At 62.1% G+C, this 20,029-nt stretch carries 17 protein-coding genes; 12 read left to right on the top strand and 5 right to left on the bottom strand.

Features of this window, described 5'->3' with window-relative positions; translation table 11 throughout:
* Positions 1–36: 36 nt before the first annotated feature.
* The 11 genes from zapE to lpdA all read left to right on the top strand — a co-directional run bounded on the left by zapE (position 37) and on the right by lpdA (position 12,806).
* A complete protein-coding gene (zapE, locus tag HFO71_RS15645; RefSeq protein WP_131640830.1) occupies positions 37–1,200 on the top strand; it encodes a cell division protein ZapE in 1,164 nt (387 codons plus the stop codon).
* 177 nt (positions 1,201–1,377) lie between these two features.
* Positions 1,378–2,340: a malate dehydrogenase gene (gene mdh, locus HFO71_RS15650; RefSeq protein ID WP_003543522.1), complete on the top strand. Its 963-nt coding sequence runs from the start codon at positions 1,378–1,380 to the stop codon at positions 2,338–2,340.
* A gap of 36 nt (positions 2,341–2,376) precedes the next feature.
* Complete coding sequence (sucC, locus tag HFO71_RS15655; protein WP_003543513.1) at positions 2,377–3,570, top strand: ADP-forming succinate--CoA ligase subunit beta; 1,194 nt, start codon at positions 2,377–2,379, stop codon at positions 3,568–3,570.
* A 19-nt stretch (positions 3,571–3,589) separates the two neighbouring features.
* Positions 3,590–4,492 (top strand): succinate--CoA ligase subunit alpha, encoded by a 903-nt coding sequence (sucD, locus tag HFO71_RS15660; RefSeq protein WP_077977838.1) that lies wholly within the window; start codon positions 3,590–3,592, stop codon positions 4,490–4,492.
* 172 nt (positions 4,493–4,664) lie between these two features.
* Positions 4,665–7,649, top strand: coding sequence for a 2-oxoglutarate dehydrogenase E1 component (locus HFO71_RS15665; protein ID WP_077978074.1), 2,985 nt, complete (start codon positions 4,665–4,667; stop codon positions 7,647–7,649).
* 15 nt (positions 7,650–7,664) lie between these two features.
* Positions 7,665–7,973 (top strand): YciI family protein, encoded by a 309-nt coding sequence (locus tag HFO71_RS15670; RefSeq protein WP_077977837.1) that lies wholly within the window; start codon positions 7,665–7,667, stop codon positions 7,971–7,973.
* Between the two features lie 40 nt (positions 7,974–8,013).
* Entirely contained in the window at positions 8,014–9,264 is a 1,251-nt protein-coding gene (gene odhB, locus HFO71_RS15675; RefSeq protein ID WP_077977836.1) for a 2-oxoglutarate dehydrogenase complex dihydrolipoyllysine-residue succinyltransferase, read from the top strand.
* Between the two features lie 13 nt (positions 9,265–9,277).
* Positions 9,278–10,027: a DUF4241 domain-containing protein gene (locus tag HFO71_RS15680; RefSeq protein WP_077977835.1), complete on the top strand. Its 750-nt coding sequence runs from the start codon at positions 9,278–9,280 to the stop codon at positions 10,025–10,027.
* The gene (locus HFO71_RS15685; protein WP_077977834.1) at positions 10,024–10,554 is read left to right on the top strand and encodes a hypothetical protein; all 531 of its coding nucleotides are present in this window, start codon (positions 10,024–10,026) and stop codon (positions 10,552–10,554) included. Before HFO71_RS15680 ends, HFO71_RS15685 begins: the two co-directional genes overlap by 4 nt.
* Complete coding sequence (locus tag HFO71_RS15690) at positions 10,551–11,303, top strand: SDR family oxidoreductase (protein WP_077977833.1); 753 nt, start codon at positions 10,551–10,553, stop codon at positions 11,301–11,303. Before HFO71_RS15685 ends, HFO71_RS15690 begins: the two co-directional genes overlap by 4 nt.
* A 96-nt stretch (positions 11,304–11,399) precedes the next feature.
* On the top strand, positions 11,400–12,806 hold the full coding sequence (gene lpdA, locus HFO71_RS15695) for a dihydrolipoyl dehydrogenase (RefSeq protein WP_077977832.1): 1,407 nt from the start codon (positions 11,400–11,402) through the stop codon (positions 12,804–12,806).
* A gap of 130 nt (positions 12,807–12,936) precedes the next feature.
* Here lpdA and HFO71_RS15700 read toward each other — a convergent pair whose 3' ends face one another.
* Both HFO71_RS15700 and HFO71_RS15705 read right to left on the bottom strand, forming a co-directional pair.
* Complete coding sequence (locus HFO71_RS15700) at positions 12,937–14,013, bottom strand: TraB/GumN family protein (RefSeq protein WP_221988212.1); 1,077 nt, start codon at positions 14,011–14,013, stop codon at positions 12,937–12,939.
* Between the two features lie 190 nt (positions 14,014–14,203).
* Positions 14,204–15,139: a tyrosine recombinase XerC gene (locus tag HFO71_RS15705; RefSeq protein ID WP_027666875.1), complete on the bottom strand. Its 936-nt coding sequence runs from the start codon at positions 15,137–15,139 to the stop codon at positions 14,204–14,206.
* Between the two features lie 139 nt (positions 15,140–15,278).
* Between HFO71_RS15705 and HFO71_RS15710 the strand changes: the two genes are divergently transcribed.
* On the top strand, positions 15,279–16,229 hold the full coding sequence (locus HFO71_RS15710; protein ID WP_077977830.1) for a GNAT family N-acetyltransferase: 951 nt from the start codon (positions 15,279–15,281) through the stop codon (positions 16,227–16,229).
* Between the two features lie 69 nt (positions 16,230–16,298).
* Here the strand turns inward: HFO71_RS15710 and HFO71_RS15715 are convergent, their stop codons facing one another.
* Genes HFO71_RS15715 through HFO71_RS15725 form a run of 3 tightly spaced genes read right to left on the bottom strand, consistent with a single transcriptional unit; the run spans position 16,299 to position 19,827 of the window.
* Positions 16,299–17,231, bottom strand: coding sequence for a dihydrodipicolinate synthase family protein (locus tag HFO71_RS15715; RefSeq protein WP_077977829.1), 933 nt, complete (start codon positions 17,229–17,231; stop codon positions 16,299–16,301).
* 14 nt (positions 17,232–17,245) lie between these two features.
* Entirely contained in the window at positions 17,246–18,118 is an 873-nt protein-coding gene (locus HFO71_RS15720; protein ID WP_077977828.1) for an amidohydrolase family protein, read from the bottom strand.
* Positions 18,115–19,827 (bottom strand): IlvD/Edd family dehydratase, encoded by a 1,713-nt coding sequence (locus HFO71_RS15725; RefSeq protein WP_221988214.1) that lies wholly within the window; start codon positions 19,825–19,827, stop codon positions 18,115–18,117. Before HFO71_RS15725 ends, HFO71_RS15720 begins: the two co-directional genes overlap by 4 nt.
* Positions 19,828–20,029: the final 202 nt, after the last annotated feature.

A 20,029-nucleotide genomic window follows, 5' to 3' on the forward strand; every position in this document is an offset into this window, starting at 1 on the left:
GGTCTCCGCCGTTGACTGACAGGCGGATATGCCCTCATGCAACCAATGCCGGATTATGCGCTCAGCGTCTGCGAACAGCTTAAAGCGCTGACCGCATCGGGCGCGCTCCAGGTCGATTCTGCCCAGATGGACGTGGCAAAGAACCTCGACCGGGTGCTCGCCGGGCTGAAGCAGCGGCGGCCGGCGGCAAAATCGAGCGCGCTTGGCTGGCTGTTTGCCGCCAAGAAGAAATCCGCCGACGGCATCAAGGGGCTTTATATCCACGGCAGCGTCGGGCGCGGCAAGACCATGCTGATGGACATGTTTTTCGCCATGGCGCCGTGCCGGAAGAAACGCCGGGCGCATTTCCACGAATTCATGGCAGATGTGCATAACCGCATCGCGGCGCACCGGGTGAAGCTCAAGAACGGCGAGACCAGGCAGGCCGATCCGATGCCGCCGGTCGCCGCAGCGCTCTACGACGAGGCGGAACTGCTCTGCTTCGACGAGTTCACGGTCACCGACATCGCCGATGCGATGATCCTGTCACGGTTGTTCTCCGAGCTTTTCGCGCGCGGATGTGTGCTGGTCGCGACCTCGAATGTCGAGCCCGACAATCTCTACATGGATGGTCTCAATCGCGGCCTTTTCCTGCCCTTCGTCGCGTTGCTCAAGCAGCATGTCGATGTCGTCACCCTGGGTTCGCCGACCGACTACCGGATGGAGAAGCTGAGCAGCCAGCCGGTCTATCTGGTGCCGATCAACGAGCATAACGACATGGCGATGGATGCGTCCTGGACGCAGGCGCTGCATGGGCGCAAGGCGCAGCCGCTGGATATTCCGATGAAGGGGCGCCACATCCATGTGCCGCTCGCCGTCGACCGCATGGCGCGGTTCTCTTTCACCGATCTTTGCGACAAACCGCTCGGGGCGGTTGACTTCCTGGCCATCGCCGAGCGCTACGATACGGTCTTCGTCGATCACATTCCCTTGCTCGGGCCGGAAAAGCGGAACCAGATCAAACGGTTCATCATTATGGTCGATACGTTCTACGATCATGCCGTGCGGCTTTACATTTCCGCGGCGGCCATGCCGGAGGAACTGCTGCTGCATCGCCGGGGCACCGAGGGCTTCGAATTCGACCGCACGGCATCGCGCCTGTTCGAGATGCGCAGCGCGGAATATCTTGCGCTGCACCATGAAAAACGCGCCGCAGAGTAACAATTTGGTGACAGAATACCTTACGTTTACGTAAGAATTTTTGTATCTAAACGATTGAAAACGCTGCATCAAAAATAATGGATTGCCATTTTTGGGCTTTGGGTCTATGCGATTGCGTCATTGGGCGGTGCCTTGCGCGTCCGTTCGAAGAATTTGATCGCAAAGGAAACAGCGAAAATGGCGCGTAACAAGATCGCACTCATTGGTTCTGGCATGATTGGTGGCACGCTGGCGCACCTCGCCGGCCTGAAGGAACTGGGCGACATCGTTCTCTTCGACATCGCGGACGGCATTCCCCAGGGCAAGGGTCTCGATATTTCGCAGTCGTCGCCGGTCGAAGGCTTCGACGTCAATCTGACGGGCGCCAGCGACTATTCCGCGATCGAAGGCGCTGACGTCTGCATCGTCACGGCGGGCGTCGCCCGCAAGCCCGGCATGAGCCGCGACGATCTTCTCGGCATCAACCTCAAGGTCATGGAGCAGGTCGGCGCCGGCATCAAGAAATATGCCCCCAACGCCTTCGTGATCTGCATCACCAACCCGCTCGACGCCATGGTCTGGGCGCTGCAGAAGTTTTCCGGCCTCCCCGCCAACAAGGTCGTCGGCATGGCCGGCGTTCTCGACTCCTCGCGCTTCCGTCTTTTCCTCGCCAAGGAATTCAACGTGTCCGTCCAGGACGTCACGGCCTTCGTTCTCGGCGGCCACGGCGACACGATGGTGCCGCTCGCCCGTTATTCGACGGTTGGCGGCATTCCGCTCACCGATCTCGTCACCATGGGCTGGGTCACCAAGGAGCGCCTCGAAGAGATCATCCAGCGCACCCGTGATGGCGGCGCGGAAATCGTCGGCCTGCTGAAGACCGGCTCGGCCTATTACGCCCCGGCCGCCTCGGCGATCGAGATGGCCGAATCCTACCTCAAGGACAAGAAGCGGGTCCTGCCCTGCGCAGCCCACCTCTCCGGTCAGTACGGCGTCAAGGACATGTATGTCGGCGTTCCCACCGTCATCGGCGCCGGCGGCGTCGAGCGCATCATCGAGATCGATCTCAACAAGACCGAGAAGGAAGCCTTCGACAAGTCCGTCGGCGCCGTCGCCGGTCTCTGCGAAGCCTGCATCAACATCGCGCCTGCCCTCAAGTAGTCGACGGGCTGAAGTAATCGAAACAGGGATACACCCATGAACATTCATGAATATCAGGCCAAGGCTCTGCTGAAGGGCTATGGCGCGCCGGTTGCCGAAGGTGTGGCTATTCTCAAGGTTGAAGAAGCCGAAGCTGCCGCCAAGTCGCTTCCCGGTCCGCTTTACGTGGTCAAGAGCCAGATCCATGCCGGCGGCCGCGGCAAGGGCAAGTTCAAGGAACTGTCGCCGGAAGCCAAGGGCGGCGTGCGTCTCGCCAAGTCGATCGACGAAGTCGTCGCCCATGCCAAGGAAATGCTGGGCAACACGCTGGTGACGGCGCAGACCGGCGAAGCCGGCAAGCAGGTCAACCGCCTTTACATCGAAGACGGCGCCGACATCGCTCGCGAGCTCTATTGCTCGCTGCTGGTCGACCGTTCGGTCGGTCGCGTGGCTTTCGTGGTCTCCACCGAAGGCGGCATGGACATCGAAGCTGTCGCCCACGACACGCCTGAGAAGATCCAGACGATCGCCATCGATCCGCAAGCCGGCGTGACGGCTGCCGACGTTGCTGCGATCTCGAAGGCTTTTGAGCTCGAGGGTGCTGCCGCCGAGGACGCCAAGACGCTATTCCCGATGCTCTACAAGGCCTTCGGCGAGAAGGACATGGCTCTGCTGGAGATCAACCCGCTGATCGTCATGAAGGACGGCCACCTGCGCGTCCTCGATGCCAAGATGTCTTTCGATGGCAATGCGCTCTTCCGTCACGACGACGTCAAGGTGCTGCGCGACGAGACCGAAGAAGACGCCAAGGAAATCGAGGCCTCGAAGTGGGACCTCGCCTATGTCGCTCTCGACGGCAACATCGGCTGCATGGTCAATGGTGCAGGCCTTGCCATGGCGACGATGGACATCATCAAGCTTTACGGCAAGGAGCCGGCTAACTTCTGCGACGTCGGCGGCGGCGCCGGCAAGGAGAAGGTTGCTGCAGCTTTCAAGATCATCACCGCAGACCCCAAGGTCGAAGGCATTCTCGTCAACATCTTCGGCGGCATCATGAAGTGCGACGTCATTGCCGAGGGCGTGATTGCCGCGGTCAAGGAAGTTGGCCTCAAGGTTCCGCTCGTGGTGCGCCTTGAGGGCACCAATGTCGAGCTCGGCAAGAAGATCCTGAACGAGTCGGGTCTGGCGATCACGGCGGCTGACGACTTGGACGATGCGGCCAAGAAGATCGTCGCGGCGGTCAACGGCTAATTTTGAAGGATCTGAAAGAATGTCTATTCTCGTCAATAAAGACACCAAGATCCTCGTTCAGGGTCTGACCGGCAAGACCGGCACGTTCCACACCGAACAGGCGCTTGCTTACTACGGCACCCAGATGGTCGGCGGTATCCATCCGAAGAAGGGTGGCGAAACCTGGACCGGCGCAAAGGGCGAAAGCCTGCCGATTTTCGCAACTGTTGCCGAGGGCAAGGAAAAGACCGGCGCCGACGCGACCGTCATCTATGTTCCGCCGGCAGGAGCCGCCGATGCTATCATCGAAGCGATCGACGCCGAGATTCCGTTCATCACGTGCATCACCGAAGGTATCCCGGTCCTGGATATGGTTCGCGTCAAGGCTCGCCTCGAGCGTTCCACGTCGCGCCTGCTCGGGCCGAACTGCCCAGGCATCATGACGCCGGAAGAATGCAAGATCGGCATCATGCCGGGCTCGATCTTCCGCAAGGGTTCCGTCGGTATCGTTTCCCGTTCGGGCACGCTGACCTATGAAGCCGTCTTCCAGACCTCCAATGAAGGTCTCGGCCAGACGACGGCTGTCGGCATCGGCGGCGATCCGGTCAAGGGCACCGAGTTCATCGACGTCCTGGAAATGTTCCTCGCTGACGAAGCCACGACCTCGATCATCATGATCGGTGAAATCGGCGGGGCGGCTGAAGAAGACGCAGCGCAGTTCCTCAAGGACGAAGCCAAGAAGGGCCGCAAGAAGCCGATGGCTGGCTTCATTGCCGGCCGTACGGCCCCGAAGGGCCGCACCATGGGCCATGCCGGTGCTGTGGTTTCCGGCGGCAAGGGCGATGCGGAATCGAAGATCGCGGCGATGGAATCGGCAGGCATCAAGGTGTCGCCCTCTCCGGCCCGCCTCGGCAAGACGCTGGTTGAAGTCCTCAAGGGCTAAGCCACCTATATAGACCGGGCGGAGGAACGGCATCTGCGCCTTCCGCCCGGCCTCGACAACACCAGACCAGCAGATGCGCCGCGGACAGGCGGCAATCGGAATGCGGCAGCCGGCCATCAAGCTGGCAAATTCATCAAAGTCAGGAGGCGGACGGAAGCGTCCGCATATCACCATGGCACGGCAAGAAGCCAACGAGCAGTTTCAGATCACCTCGTTTCTGGATGGCGCCAACGCTGCCTATATCGAGCAGCTCTACGCGCGGTACGAAGAAGACCCGGCATCGGTCGACGATCAGTGGCGGTCCTTCTTCAAGGCGCTGGAAGAGGATCCCAGCGATGTGAAGAGGGCGGCCAAGGGCGCTTCCTGGCGCAAGAAGAACTGGCCGCTTCAGGCAAGCGGCGATTTGGTATCGGCTCTCGACGGCGATTGGGGCATCGTCGAGAAGGTCATCGAGACCAAGGTGAAGGCCAAGGCCGAAGCTCAGGGCAAGCCTGCCGACGGCATCGACGTGCTGCAGGCGACGCGCGATTCCGTGCGCGCCATCATGATGATCCGCGCCTACCGCATGCGCGGCCACCTGCATGCCAAGCTCGACCCGCTCGGCATCGCTGCTGCCGTTGAGGACTACCACGAGCTCTCGCCGGAGAATTACGGCTTCACGGCCGCCGATTACGACCGCAAGATCTTCATCGACAACGTGCTCGGCCTCGAATACGCGACCATCCCCGAGATGATCGAGATCCTTGAGCGCACCTATTGCTCGACGCTCGGCGTCGAATTCATGCACATCTCCAATCCCGAAGAGAAGGCCTGGATTCAGGCGCGCATCGAAGGGCCGGACAAGGGTGTGGCCTTCACGCCGGAAGGCAAGAAGGCAATCCTCGCCAAGCTCGCGGAAGCCGAAGGCTACGAGCAGTTCCTCGACGTCAAGTTCAAGGGCACCAAGCGCTTCGGCCTCGACGGCGGCGAATCGCTGATCCCGGCGCTGGAGCAGATCCTCAAGCGTGGCAGCCAGCTCGGCCTCAAGGAGGCCCTGTTCGGCATGGCCCATCGCGGCCGCCTGAACGTGCTCTCCCAGGTCATGGGCAAGCCGCACCGCGCAATCTTCCACGAGTTCAAGGGCGGCTCGGCCGCTCCCGACGAGGTCGAGGGCTCGGGCGACGTCAAGTACCATCTCGGCGCCTCCTCCGACCGCGAATTCGACGGCAACAAGATCCACGTTTCTCTGACGGCGAATCCGTCGCATCTCGAAATCGTCGACCCGGTCGTCATGGGCAAGGCCCGCGCCAAGCAGGATATGACCGCCACCGTCTGGGACGGCGACATCATCCCGCTTTCCGAACGCGCCAAGGTGCTGCCGTTGCTGATCCACGGCGACGCGGCCTTTGCCGGCCAGGGTGTCATTGCCGAAATCCTCGGCCTTTCCGGTCTGCGCGGCCACCGCGTCGCCGGCACCATGCATGTGATCATCAACAACCAGATCGGTTTCACGACCAACCCGGCCTTCTCGCGCTCGTCGCCTTATCCGTCCGACGTCGCCAAGATGATCGAGGCGCCGATCTTCCACGTCAACGGCGACGATCCGGAAGCGGTGGTCTATGGGGCGAAGATCGCCACCGAATTCCGCATGAAGTTCCACAAGCCTGTTGTGCTCGACCTGTTCTGCTACCGCCGCTACGGCCACAATGAAGGCGACGAACCGTCCTTCACGCAGCCGAAGATGTACAAGGTGATCCGCGGCCACAAGACCGTGCTGCAGCTCTACGCAGCCCGCCTCGTTGCCGAGGGTCTGCTTACCGAAGGCGAAGTCGAGAAGATGAAGGCCGACTGGCGCGCGCATCTCGAGCAGGAGTTCGAGGCCGGCCAGCACTACAAGCCGAACAAGGCCGACTGGCTTGATGGTGAGTGGTCGGGCCTGCGCACGGCCGACAATGCCGACGAGCAGCGCCGCGGCAAGACCGCCGTGCCGATGAAAACGCTGAAGGAGATCGGCCGCAAGCTCTCTGAGATCCCGGCGGGCTTCAACGCGCACCGCACGATCCAGCGCTTCATGGAAAACCGCGCCAACATGATCACCACCGGCGAGGGTATCGACTGGGCTATGGCCGAAGCGCTCTCCTTCGGTGCGCTCTGCGTCGAAGGCAGCAAGATCCGCCTCTCCGGCCAGGATTGCGAACGCGGCACCTTCTCGCAGCGTCACTCGGTTCTCTACGATCAGGAAAACGAAGAGCGTTACATCCCGCTTGCCAATCTTTCGCCGACGCAGGGGCGCTACGAAGTCATCAATTCGATGCTTTCGGAAGAGGCCGTGCTCGGTTTCGAATATGGCTATTCGCTCGCCCGCCCGAATGCGCTGACGCTCTGGGAAGCCCAGTTCGGCGATTTCGCCAACGGCGCGCAGGTGGTCTTCGACCAGTTCATCTCGTCGGGCGAACGCAAGTGGCTGCGCATGTCGGGCCTCGTCTGCCTGCTGCCGCACGGCTATGAAGGTCAGGGTCCGGAACACTCCTCCGCCCGCCTCGAGCGTTTCCTGCAGCTTTGCGCGGAAGACAACATGCAGGTCGCCAACGTCACGACGCCGGCGAACTACTTCCACATCCTGCGCCGGCAGCTGAAGCGCGACTTCCGCAAGCCGCTGATCCTGATGACGCCGAAGTCGCTGCTGCGCCACAAGCGGGCAGTCTCGACGCTTGCCGAAATGGCCGGCGAATCCGCCTTCCATCGCCTGCTCTGGGACGATGCCGAGGTGATCAAGGATGGTCCGATCAAGCTGCAGAAGGACAACAAGATCCGTCGCGTCGTCATGTGCTCCGGCAAGGTCTATTACGATCTTCTCGAAGAGCGTGAAAAGCGCGGCATCGACGATATCTATCTCTTGCGTGTCGAACAGCTCTATCCATTCCCGGCAAAGGCGCTGATCAACGAGCTGTCGCGCTTCCGCAATGCCGAGATGGTCTGGTGCCAGGAGGAGCCGAAGAACATGGGCGCATGGTCGTTCATCGACCCCTTCCTCGAATGGGTGCTCGCCCATATCGACGCGAAATACCAGCGCGTCCGCTATACCGGCCGTCCGGCCGCCGCCTCGCCGGCGACGGGCCTGATGTCCAAGCATCTGTCGCAGCTCGCCGCATTCCTCGAGGATGCATTGGGCGGTTAAAACAAGGGGGGCGCAATGGCTTATTTCTTTCTGAGACTGCAGCCGCCGCGCCCCACTTTCCCGCATGACGGGACCGGGGAGGAAATGGCGGCGATGAAACGCCATACCGAATACTGGCATCAGAACGCTCTTGCGGGATCGGCGATTATCGTCGGGCCCGTCTTCGAGGGTGAAGGCGCCTGGGGCATGGCGATCGTCGAGGTCGAGGATCAGGCGGCGGCGCAGGTTCTTGCCGACGGCGATCCGATCATCGCTTCCGGCCTCGGTTTCCGCTTCGATATCCTGCCGATGCCCTCGATCATCTCGCGGCCGCCCGCCGTCTGAAACGCATAAAACGAAAACACACGAAATCAGGATCTGAACAATGGCCACAGAAATCCGCGTTCCAACTCTCGGTGAATCCGTCAGCGAGGCAACCGTCGGCACCTGGTTCAAGAAGGTCGGCGACGCCATCAAGGCCGACGAGCCGATTCTCGAGCTTGAAACCGATAAGGTGACCATCGAAGTTCCAGCACCCGCCTCCGGCACGCTTTCGGAAATCGTTGTCGCTGCCGGCGAGACCGTCGGCCTTGGCGCATTGCTCGGCCAGATCGCCGAAGGTGCAGCCGCTGCCGCCGCGCCTGCTGCTCCGGCTCCCGCCCAACCGGCCGCTGCTGCTCCGGCCCAGCCGGCGGTTGCCGCCGCTGCTGCGTCGTCGTCGAGCGCCTCCGTCTCCACCATGCCGCCGGCACCGGCAGCTTCGAAGATGCTTGCTGAAAACAACCTTTCCGCCGATCAGGTCGACGGTAGCGGCAAGCGCGGCCAGGTGCTGAAGGGCGACGTCATCGCCGCCGTTGCCAAGGGCATTTCCGCTCCGGCGGCCGCACCGGCGGCGACGCCTGCCGCCGCGCGTGGCCCGTCGACGGTCGAGGATGCCTCGCGCGAAGAGCGCGTGAAGATGACGCGCCTGCGCCAGACGATCGCCAAGCGCCTCAAGGATGCGCAGAATACTGCCGCCATGCTGACCACCTATAACGAGGTGGACATGAAGGCGGTCATGGATCTGCGCAACAAGTACAAGGACATTTTCGAGAAGAAGCACGGCGTCAAGCTTGGCTTCATGGGCTTCTTCACCAAGGCGGTGACGCATGCGCTGAAGGAACTGCCGGCCGTCAACGCCGAAATCGACGGCACCGACGTCATCTACAAGAACTACTGCCATGTCGGCATGGCCGTCGGCACGGACAAAGGTCTCGTGGTTCCCGTCATCCGCGACGCCGACCAGATGTCGATCGCCGAAATCGAGAAGGAGCTCGGCCGTCTTGCCAAGGCAGCCCGTGATGGCTCGCTCTCCATGGCCGACATGCAGGGCGGCACCTTCACCATCACCAATGGCGGCGTCTACGGTTCGCTGATGTCTTCGCCGATCCTCAACGCACCGCAGTCCGGCATTCTCGGCATGCACAAAATCCAGGAGCGGCCGGTTGCGATCGGCGGCCAGGTGGTCATCCGTCCGATGATGTATCTGGCGCTGTCCTACGATCACCGCATGGTCGACGGCAAGGAAGCGGTCACCTTCCTCGTGCGCGTCAAGGAAAGCCTGGAAGATCCGGAACGTCTGGTTCTCGATCTCTAAGGGAGCGCTTTCGATGCGGAACCGGATCATGCGAGCGGCGCGCCTTCTTTTTTGCGCTGCCGCCGCGCATGTCCCGGTCTCCGCATCGGCTGCCGGCTGGGATATCGGCAAGGCAAGCAGCAATTTCGAGCTGGTGGCGCTTGGCGATGCCGAGCTTTCCGGGCGGTCGATCGGCGTCATCCATATGGGCAATGTCGAACTGACCTCGGGGCGCATCGTTGCCGCCGATCCGCTGGCCCAGCCCGACCGTCCGGCACTCGCAAGAACGGTCGCGCCGGGCGAATATCCGGTGACGCTCTACCAGGCCTTCGGGCGCATCGCCGCTGCCAGCATGCGGTTTGCCGAGGGCAAGCCGGATCGTTGGGAGCTTGCGGTCCTGCCAGGGCAGGAGCCGGCGACGCTGAAGGACGGCGAGATTTTCGGCTATCCCGTCGATGCCGGTCTCGGCTGCTACATGGATGCCGATACGCTTGATTTGATCGAAGAGCGCGAGGCCCAGGTGCAGGCGCAGAAAGCGGATTCCGACGTCAACTATTACGACGACGTGCTGGCGTCGGACCTCGACGCCAGCAAGGGCATCTATGCGCTGCACCGGCCGGTCGCCGGCAGACGAGGCAATGTCGCGGTGTTCTGGAGCGGCTGGGGTGACGGTTTCTATCCTGTCTTCTGGGGGCTCGACAGGCATGGCCGCGCGCTGGTGCTGCTGACGGATTTCAGCGTTGTCGAGAATGCGGACGGGCGCAAGGAGCCGAAGCTGCAATGAGGGGAAGGACCGGGATCATGACGAGACGGACAGGCGTGGCTGCAATCGCAGCCGCCGCGTTTTTCGTCGTTCCGGCATCCACCTTCGCTGCCGCATGCAAGCAGGAGCAGGCCGTTTACGTCGATCGCGACGGTGCCTATGAATTGCGCTTTGCACCGCTGAATTCTCCATCGGCCGCCGCCAGCAACCAGTTCAAGTTCAGCGCGCTGAAGACACCTGTCGTGATGGAAGGTTATGTCATGCCATCGGAAGATCCGGTGCGCGCCATCGGCATCCTGATGTTCAACTGCCCCGAGGGTGATGCGACCGGCGCCGATCTCAATGCCTGCACGGTCTGGCAGGGCGCCGTCTATGGCATGGATGCCGAGGGCGAGATGGACAATCTACAGCCCGAAGGTGCGGCGGCGGCCGAAAAACTCGTGCTTCCCGGACTTGGTCCTGCCATCCGCGAATCCAGCGCCTGGGGCGAGGGCAAGGCCGTGGTGGCACCCTGGGACGTGCTGACATTTAAGGAGTGTGCGACATGAGCGATGCACCTGTTGTTCTCATTACCGGCGGAAGCCGGGGTATCGGCGCCGCGGCTTCACGGCTCGCCGCGCGCCAGGGCTGGCGCGTTGCGGTGAACTACGCCGCCAACCGTCAAGCCGCGGATGCTGTCGTGGCTGCGATTGTCGCGGATGGCGGCGAGGCCGTGGCGATCCAGGGCGATGTCGGTAAGGCTGCGGATATCGTCTCGATGTTTGCGGCGGTCGATGGGCAATTCGGCCGGCTCGACGGGCTCGTCAACAATGCCGGCATCGTCGATTATCCCCAGCGCGTCGACGAGATGTCGGTAGAGCGGATCGAGCGCATGCTGCGCGTCAATGTGACCGGGTCGATACTCTGCGCGGCAGAGGCCATACGCCGCATGTCGAGCCGGCATGGCGGCAAGGGCGGGGCGATCGTCAACATCTCGTCGATGGCGGCGATCCTCGGTTCGGCGACGCAGTATGTCGACTATGCCGCCTCGAAGGCGGCGATCGACACGTTCACCGTCGGGCTGGCGCGTGAGGTCGCAGCCGAGGGTATCCGCGTGAATGCGATAAGGCCCGGCGTCATCGAAACCGACCTTCATGCCTCCGGCGGCCTGCCGGATCGGCCGCGCGAACTGGCGCCCTCGATCCCGATGCAGCGCGCGGGCACGCCCGAGGAGGTGGCCGATGCGGTCCTCTATCTTCTGTCACCTTCGGCCTCCTATATCACCGGCGCGATCCTCAATGTGAGCGGCGGCCGCTAGAGCAACGGGCGAAAAACAGCATGCAGTATATTATCGAATTCCTCGGCCTGATATCGCGCGCGGCCGATTAAACAAAAATCCAAAGGGAAAGAAGCAATGTCCTACGATGTGATCATTATCGGAACCGGTCCGGGCGGCTATGTCTGCGCCGTCAAGGCGGCCCAGCTTGGCCTTAAGGTCGCCGTCGTCGAAAGGCGGGCGACCTATGGCGGCACCTGCCTGAACGTCGGCTGCATTCCGTCGAAGGCGCTGCTGCATGCCTCCGAAATGTTCCATCAGGCCGGCCACGGGATGAGCGCGCTCGGTATCGACGTTTCGGCGCCGACGCTCAATCTCGGCAATATGATGGCCCACAAGGATGCGACGGTGAAGTCGAATGTCGACGGCGTCGCCTTCCTCTTCAAGAAGAACAAGATCGATGCCTTCCAGGGCACCGGCAAGATCGTCTCGGCCGGCAAGGTCTCCGTCACCGCCGATGACGGCAAGGTGCAGGAGATCGAAGGCAAGAACATCGTCATCGCCACCGGTTCCGACGTCGCCGGCATTCCCGGCGTGCAGGTAGAGATCGACGAAAAGACCATCATCTCGTCCACCGGCGGCATCGCGCTGGAAAAGGTGCCGGAAACGCTGATCGTCGTCGGCGGCGGCGTCATCGGGCTCGAGCTCGGTTCCGTCTGGTCGCGCCTCGGCGCCAAAGTCACCGTCGTCGAATATCTCGACACCATCCTTGGCGGCATGGACGGCGAAGTCTCCAAGCAGTTCCAGCGCATGCTCGCCAAGCAGGGCATCGATTTCAATCTCAGCGCCAAGGTCACAGGCGTCGAGAAGGGGGACAAGGGCGCCAAGGTCACCTTCGAGCCGGTCAAGGGCGGCGACAAGGTGACGCTCGACGCCGAGGTCGTGCTGATTGCCACCGGACGCAAGCCCTATACGGCGGGCCTCGGCCTCGAAGAAGTCGGTGTTACGCTCGACAATCGTGGCCGTGTCGAGATCGACGGCCACTACAAGACCAATGTCGACGGCATCTATGCGATCGGCGATGTGGTCAAGGGTCCGATGCTGGCGCACAAGGCGGAAGACGAGGGCGTGGCGCTTGCCGAAATCCTCGCCGGTCAGCATGGGCATGTGAACTACGAGGTCATTCCGAGCGTCGTCTACACCCAACCGGAAATCGCTTCCGTCGGCAAGACCGAGGAAGAGCTGAAGGCGGCAGGCGTCGCCTACAAGGTCGGTAAGTTCCCCTTCACGGCGAACGGCCGCGCTCGCGCGATGCTCGCGACCGATGGCTTCGTCAAAATCCTTGCCGACAAGGAAACCGACCGGGTGCTCGGCGGCCATATCGTCGGCTTCGGCGCCGGCGAGATGATCCACGAGATCGCAGTGCTGATGGAATTCGGCGGTTCGTCGGAAGATCTCGGCCGTACCTGCCACGCGCATCCGACCATGTCGGAAGCGGTGAAAGAGGCTGCGCTCGCAACCTTCTTCAAGCCGATCCATATGTGATCTTACATATTTCGCAACAACGCATGCAGCCGCTTGTCGTAAGGCAGGCGGCTGTTTTATTGGGTGCGTATCGGCGCTTTTGGAAAGCAGCGTGCCCGGTCGAATGACGACCAGCTGGCCTCCGGCGGCCTCAGTTCACCGCAGTCACGGTGAAGCCCTGCTGGCGCAGCAGTTCGATGACACCGTCTTTGCCGGGCAGATGCAGGGCACCGACGGCCATGAAGACGTTGCCGATGTCGAGGATGGGCGCTGCGCGCTCGGCCATCACCTTGTTGCGGTCAAGGATGACGCGCTGCTCGAAGGCGGCATAATCGCTGTTTTCGCCTTCCTCCTCCGGTGTCACGGTTTTCAGCATCGGCATGGTCGTGCCGATGTCGCCGGAGAGGTAGAGGTCGGTCATCGTCTCGACGACGTCGCTCATCTTGTCGCCGAGTTCCAGCGTCTGGATCAGCGATTTCAGATGGAATTCGATCGGCAGATCGGCCATGGCCTGGATCTGCTCGGCAAGGGTTTCCAGCCCCTTGACCTGCTTGCCCTGAGCAATGGCATCGGTGGCGATCTTCTGGTCGAGGAACTGCGCGCCTTTTGCCTTGCGGGCGATTTCGCAGGCCGGCAAGGCGACGGCGCTGGAAATCATCCAGGGCCGCATCCGGGAAACGGCGCTGATCGGGATACCGCGCTGCTTGAGGCCGGTTTCGAGACGCTTGTAGTCCTCGGGAGAAAGCAGCTTGTCGATCGTCGTGCCGTCGGTGAACATCGTCAGTTCCGGCTTTGCGAGCAGGGCGGCGGTCGCCTTCCGCTCATCGAGGATCTCGTCGGATTCGATGATGATCGTGTCGGCGGCATCGTGGGCTGCCTGGGCGCGCGGCGGCAGGGCCAGCACGCGCGGATCGGTGACATGCATGCTGCCGAGCAGCCACGAGGGTGCCAATCCCGGCTTCTCGATCTTCCAGAAGATGCCCTTGCCGTTCGGCGTGGCGTCGGCTTCCTTCAGCGCCTCTGCGTAGCGGGCTGGGTCGTTCTGCTGCAGCTCGACCATCAGGTTGCGGCCGGTGCAGGTGACGTCTTCGGCCGCTGCCGGCCTTGCAGTCATGAAGGCGGCAAACAGGGCGGCAAGAAGCAGCACGTGAAAGGCTGCGATCAGCCAGAGCAACAGATTGGCCGGCACTGCGAGGTAAGACGTCCGGCGGCCGATTGATGTCGTCATGATGGGTGTTCCGATCACATCCTAGAGGCTTCATGCTCTACGCCCGGCTTGCGCATATTCCTTTAAGAGAATGCCTTAACGAGAGCTTAAAGCGCCTCACATTCAATCGCATCCATGCGATGCGCTTTAAGCCTATCGTTTATGTATGTCGTTGCTCCCAAAATCGCTGCGCGCTTTTGGGCGACATCCATTACGCTCGCGGATGCGCGCGATCATACACCTCGAGCAGCCGCGATGCATCGACGCCGGTATAGACCTGCGTCGTTGAAAGGCTGGCATGGCCGAGCAATTCCTGGATGGTGCGCAGATCACCGCCGCCGGCAAGCAGATGGGTGGCGAAGGAGTGGCGCAGTGCATGGGGTGTCGCCGTCTCCGGCAGACCGAAGGCGCTGCGCATCTTCTGCATGGTGCGCTGGATGATCGCTGCCTGCAGCTTGCCGCCGCGGGCGCCGCGAAACAGCGGTTCTCCGCTTTCGAGATGATATGGGCAGAGCGTGCGGTATTTCTCGACCGCGTCGAAGACCACGGAGAGCAGCGGAACCAGCCGCGTCTTGTTACCCTTGCCGGTGATGCGCAGCGTCGTCGCGCCCTTCTGCAGGTCGGCGGGAGTAAGATCCAGCGCTTCGGAGATGCGCAGGCCGCAGCCGTAGAGCAGCGTCATGACAGCCGCATCGCGCGCAGCAATCCAGGGTTCGTCATGGAGCTGGGCGTCGTCGCTGACGACGGTGATCGCCTGCGTGTCCGACAGCGGCTTGGGCAGTGATTTCGGCTGTTTCGGCGAGCGCACCGCGGCAGCGCCGGCGGCGTTGACCAGGCCCTTTTTTTCGAGATGGCGCAGCAGCGAGCGAAGACCGGCGAGATTGCGGCCGAGCGATCGGGCACCGGACCCCTGCTTGCGCCGGGCCGCCAGGAAGGCGCGGAAATCGGCGGAGCGCAACTCCCTGATATCGCCAAGCGTCACCGGGCCGGCGAGATGGCCGGTCAGAAAGGTCAGAAACTGGCGGGTATCACGCTCGTAAGCGTCGAGCGTATGCTCGGAAAGACGGCGCTCACCGGCGAGGTTTTCGAGCCACGCAGCCCGTTCCGCCATCAGGCGCTGATCGGCGATAACAAGCAGTTCGTTCACGTTGCGCGCCTTGATTTTGCCTTCAAGTCCGCCAATTTGGAGCAGGAACAGTTATGGAATTGCTAATGCCGGCCAAGCCATTGTCATCCTTCGATCATATTCTACTGCGATAGCTTATACCCCATAGACAGGATCTTTCATGGCACGGCGCGATTCCATGACGGCTTTCGGACAGCTCGCGGAAGCGATCGCTCTCGTTTCACAGGGAAAGCCCGGTCATATCGTCGATACGCTGATTGCCGAACGCGGCCAGAGGATCGTGAAAAATCCGCTCTGGCCGGTCATGCGGCCGTTCCTCTATACGCTGCTGCGCTACAACAAGGCGCTCGAGTTCGCCAATGCGGTCGCCAAAATGCCGGGCTTCCAGTCGTTCGAATATCTGAGCGACGTGCTGAAACTCGACATCGGCATCACCAATAGCGAACGCATTCCCGATACCGGCGGCTTCATCCTCGTCAGCAACCATCCGACCGGCATCGCCGACGGCGTTGCCGTGTTCGATCTTTTGAAGGCGCGACGGCCGGACATGATGTTCTTTGCCAATCGCGATGCCATCCGCGTCAATCCGCGCTTTGCCGAAATGATCATTCCGGTCGAATGGCGGGAGGAGCACAAGAGCAAGCTGAAAGCGCGCGAAACGCTGCAGCTGACCAACCATGCGGTGAAGGAAGGCAAGGCGACAGTGCTCTTTCCCTCAGGCCGCATCGCCTATTGGGCGAACGGCCGGCTGAATGAACGTCCGTGGAAGACTTCGGCCGTCGGGCTGGCGCGCAAATACAATCTGCCGATCCTTCCCGTCCATATGACCGCACGCAATTCCGGCCTGTTCTACTGGCTGGCGAAATGGTCGACGGAGCTTCGCGACATGACCGTGTTCCACGAACTGCTGAACAAACGTGGCGACCGCTTCGATTTCGTCATCGGCAACCTCATTCCGGCCGAACAGCTGGACGGCGACCTCAACGAGGTGACGAAGGCGCTGGAGAAACATACGGTGCATGACATGGCAGTCGATGGTGACGCGAGTTTCGTGCCGGTCGGCCTGCCGGTTGCGGCGCCGCGCCGCGAGATTCCGGTTCCTGCAGTCTAACCACCGGCATTGCCATGACGATCGATATCCGCAGCGATGATCCAGCGGCTTCGGATTTGCATCGGTTCGTTACGCCCCGATCTCCTTGAGGCGGATGGCCTGGCGCGCCAGCAAGCGCTCGACATCGGCAATATCGAGCGCCGAGAGCTTGGCGCCCGGCTTGCGCAGGGTGGCGGACTTGATCACGCCGCGCTTGGCAAGCACATATTTGCGCGAGGCAAGGCCGATGCCCTGCTGCTGTTCGTAGCGGGCGAGCGGCAGATAGGCATCGAAGATCGCATGGGCGCGATCGGGATTTCCGGCTGCATAGGCCTCGACGACGCCAACCATCATCTCGGGATAACAAAAGCCGGTCATGGCGCCATCGGCGCCGCGGCCCATCTCTTCGGGCAGGAAAAGCCCGCCATTGCCGCAGAGGATGGAGATGCGCCGCATGGCGCCCTTGTCGCTGGCGGCGCGAAGTGCCGAGATTTTCGAAAGACCCGGCCAATCCTCGTGCTTGAGCATGACGCAATTCGGCACCTCGTTGACGATGCGCTCGATGACCTTGGGCGCGATCGTCACATTGGTGGTGAGCGGGTAATCCTGCAGCACGAAGGGCGTATTGCCCAGGGCCTCGCCGACCGACTGGTAGAAGGCGAAAGCCTGATCGTCGGTCTTGACGGTCCAGGGTGGCGCGACCATGACGCCGGCGGCACCCTCACCCATGACGGCTTCGGCGAGTTCGCTCATCGGCGCAAGCCCTGGCGCCGAAACGCCGACGACGACGGGAAGGCGCCCGTCGAGGCGCTTCAACACCCGTTCGACGACTGTCCGCGATTCCTCGGCGGTCAGCTTCGGAGCCTCGCCGAGCTGACCAAGCACCGTCAGGCCGGTGACGCCGGCGCCCTCGTAGAAATCGACCATGCTGTCGATGCTGGCGAGATCGAGCGCGCCGTCATCGGTGAAGGGGGTTACGGCGATCACATAGACGCCCTTGGCATCTTCAGTCAGTCTGGCCATTGGTGCTCTCCAATTCAGCGGCCGAAGAACAGCGCTTCGGCATTTCGAACAAAAATCTTCTCAGCAATCGCGGGGTTGTCGATGGCGGCATGCATGGTCTCTACCAGCTCGGCGTCATCGGGCATGCCTTCCCACAATTCGGTGTGCGGCCAATCGCTGCCCCAGAGCAGCCTCTCCGCATGGCTGGCGGCAAGAGCGCAGGTGACCTCGGCAAAACCGTCGTAATTCACGTCCTTCGTCAGACGATAGGGCGCGGTGACTTTGACGTAGGCCTCGGCTCTGTCCATCAGTCTTTTCAGCGCATCGACATGCAATGATCTCGTCTCTCTGGCAAGCGGAATGAAGCCGAGATGGTCGATGACGATGGGCAGGCGGATGCCGGACAGCGTTGCCGCAATATCGGGAAGTTGTTCGGGATTGATCTGCAACTGCAGCGACCAGCCGAGAGGGGCAATGCTTTCCGCCAGTGTCCTGGCGGCGGCGAGTGGGAGGCCGCCCTTGTTGCGCGTATTGATCCGCACGCCGCGCACGCCGAGCCGGTCGAGCCGTTCTATCTCGGTTTCTGCGGTTTCGGGATCGATGACGACGATGCCACGCAGACGATCTGGATAGGCGGCCAGCGCCTCGAGCAGCACCCTGTTGTCGAGGCCATAGACGCTTGGCTGCACCAATACGCCCCTGGCGATGCCAAAGCTGCCGGAGAATTCGATCCAGTCGGCAATCGTCGCGATGTCAGGCGTGTAGCTGCGTGGGGTGTTGAGCGGGGCGCCGGCGCGAAAGACGTGGAAATGCGTATCGACCGTGCCTTGCGGCAGTGCCGCCCGCGGCAGCCGCGTCAGCGGCCGGCGGGGCAGGCAAAGCGGTGCCTCCATATCAGCGGCGCTCATCGCGCGTCGAGCTCCTCGCTTTGCAGGAAGTCGAAATCGGCGCCTTCGTCAGCCTGGAGCACGCGCTCCTGGTAGAGCTTGGCATAGCCGCGCGCCGGGGCCGGGGAGGGCCGATTGACGACATCAAGCATGCGGCGATCGAATTCCGCCTGGTCGATATCGAGATCGATGCGCCGGCCCTCGACGTCGAGGCGAATGCGATCGCCGGTGCGGACGATCGCCAGAGGCCCGCCATCGGCCGCCTCAGGCGCGATATGGAGGATGATCGTGCCGAAGGCCGTGCCGCTCATGCGAGCATCGGAAATCCGCACCATGTCCTTCACACCCTGCCGCGCGAGCTTGCGGGGGATGGGTAGATAGCCGGCTTCCGGCATGCCGGGCGCACCCTTTGGTCCGGCATTGCGCAGGACCAGGATGTCATCGGCATGGACGTCGAGATCGTCGCTGTCGATGCGCAGCGTCATATCCTCGACGGAATCGAAGACCACGGCGCGTCCGATATGCTGGAGCAGGTCCTTGGATGCAGCCGATTGTTTGATGACGGCGCCGCGCGGCGCAAGATTGCCGTGCAGGACGGCGATCGTTCCGATCGGCTTTAGCGGTTTCTCGACGGTGCGGATGATGGTCTGGCCAGGTTCGTCGACGACATCGTCGATGATTTCGCCGATCGTTCTACCATAGACCGTCGGGGCGCTGCCGTCGATTTCATGGCGCACCGCCTTCAACAGAGCCGGGACGCCGCCCGCCTCGTGGAACTGCTCCATGTAGTGCTGCCCGGAGGGCTGCAGGTCGACGAGCAGGGGAATGCTTCGGCCCAGGCGGTCGAGTTCGGCCATGTCGAGGCGCAGGCCGAGGCGGCCGGTGATTGCGGCAAGATGGACGACGGCATTGGTCGAGCCGCCCATCGCCTGCAGCGCGACGAGACCGTTGCGGATTGCCTGCGGCGTCAGGATATCGCGCACGGTTGGGGAAGCCTCATCCATGGCGAGACGTGCAGCGACACGGCCCGTCTCCTCGGCAAGGCGGACCCGTTCGGATTCGACGGCGGGTGCCGAACCGGCGCGGGGAAGGCAGAGCCCCATGACCTCGGTCAGGTTCGCCATGGTGCTCGCCGTGCCCATCACCGTGCAGGTGCCGATCGAGCTGGCCAGCTTGTTGTTGAACTCGGCGATCTCGGCCTCGTCGATCTCTCCGGCGCGGAAGCGCCCCCAGAAACGGCGACAATCCGTACAGGCGCCAAGCCGTTCGCCCTTGTGGTGGCCGACGGCCATCGGGCCGGTCGGCAGGAAGATCGCCGGTATCTCGCTGCTGGCGGCCGCCATGATCTGGGCCGGCAGGGTCTTGTCGCAGCCGCCGATCAGGACGACGGCATCCATCGGCTGGGCGCGGATCATCTCTTCCGTTTCCATCGCCATCAGATTGCGCAGATACATCGAGGTCGGCGAGGCAAAGCTCTCGTGGATCGAGATCGTCGGAAACACCATGGGCATCGCACCCGCCAGCATCACGCCGCGTTTGGTTGCCTCGATGAGTTGCGGCACATTGCCGTGACAGGGATTGAAATCACTGTAGGTATTGGCGATGCCGACGATCGGACGGTCGAGCGCATCGTCCGAATAACCCATGGCCTTGATGAATGCTTTGCGCAGGAAAAGGGAGAATCCCTGATCGCCATAACTCGTCAGCTTGCGGCGAAGACCGTTCGACAAAGCTGTTCCTCCCTCGCCAAATTGATCCATGGCCGTGGCGTCAGGGTAGAGGGATACCGATGATTGTCAATAAATAAGATGGCGCCATTGTATCGTGTTTTTCGATTTCTTCCGTGATCGCCATAGAATATAATGAAAATCTCCGAAATTCGTGCTTTCGCTCGGCAGTCAGGTGATTGGCTTTTGCGGTGAAACAGGGTAG

The organism is Rhizobium laguerreae (assembly GCF_019778565.1).
GTDB lineage: Bacteria > Pseudomonadota > Alphaproteobacteria > Rhizobiales > Rhizobiaceae > Rhizobium > Rhizobium laguerreae.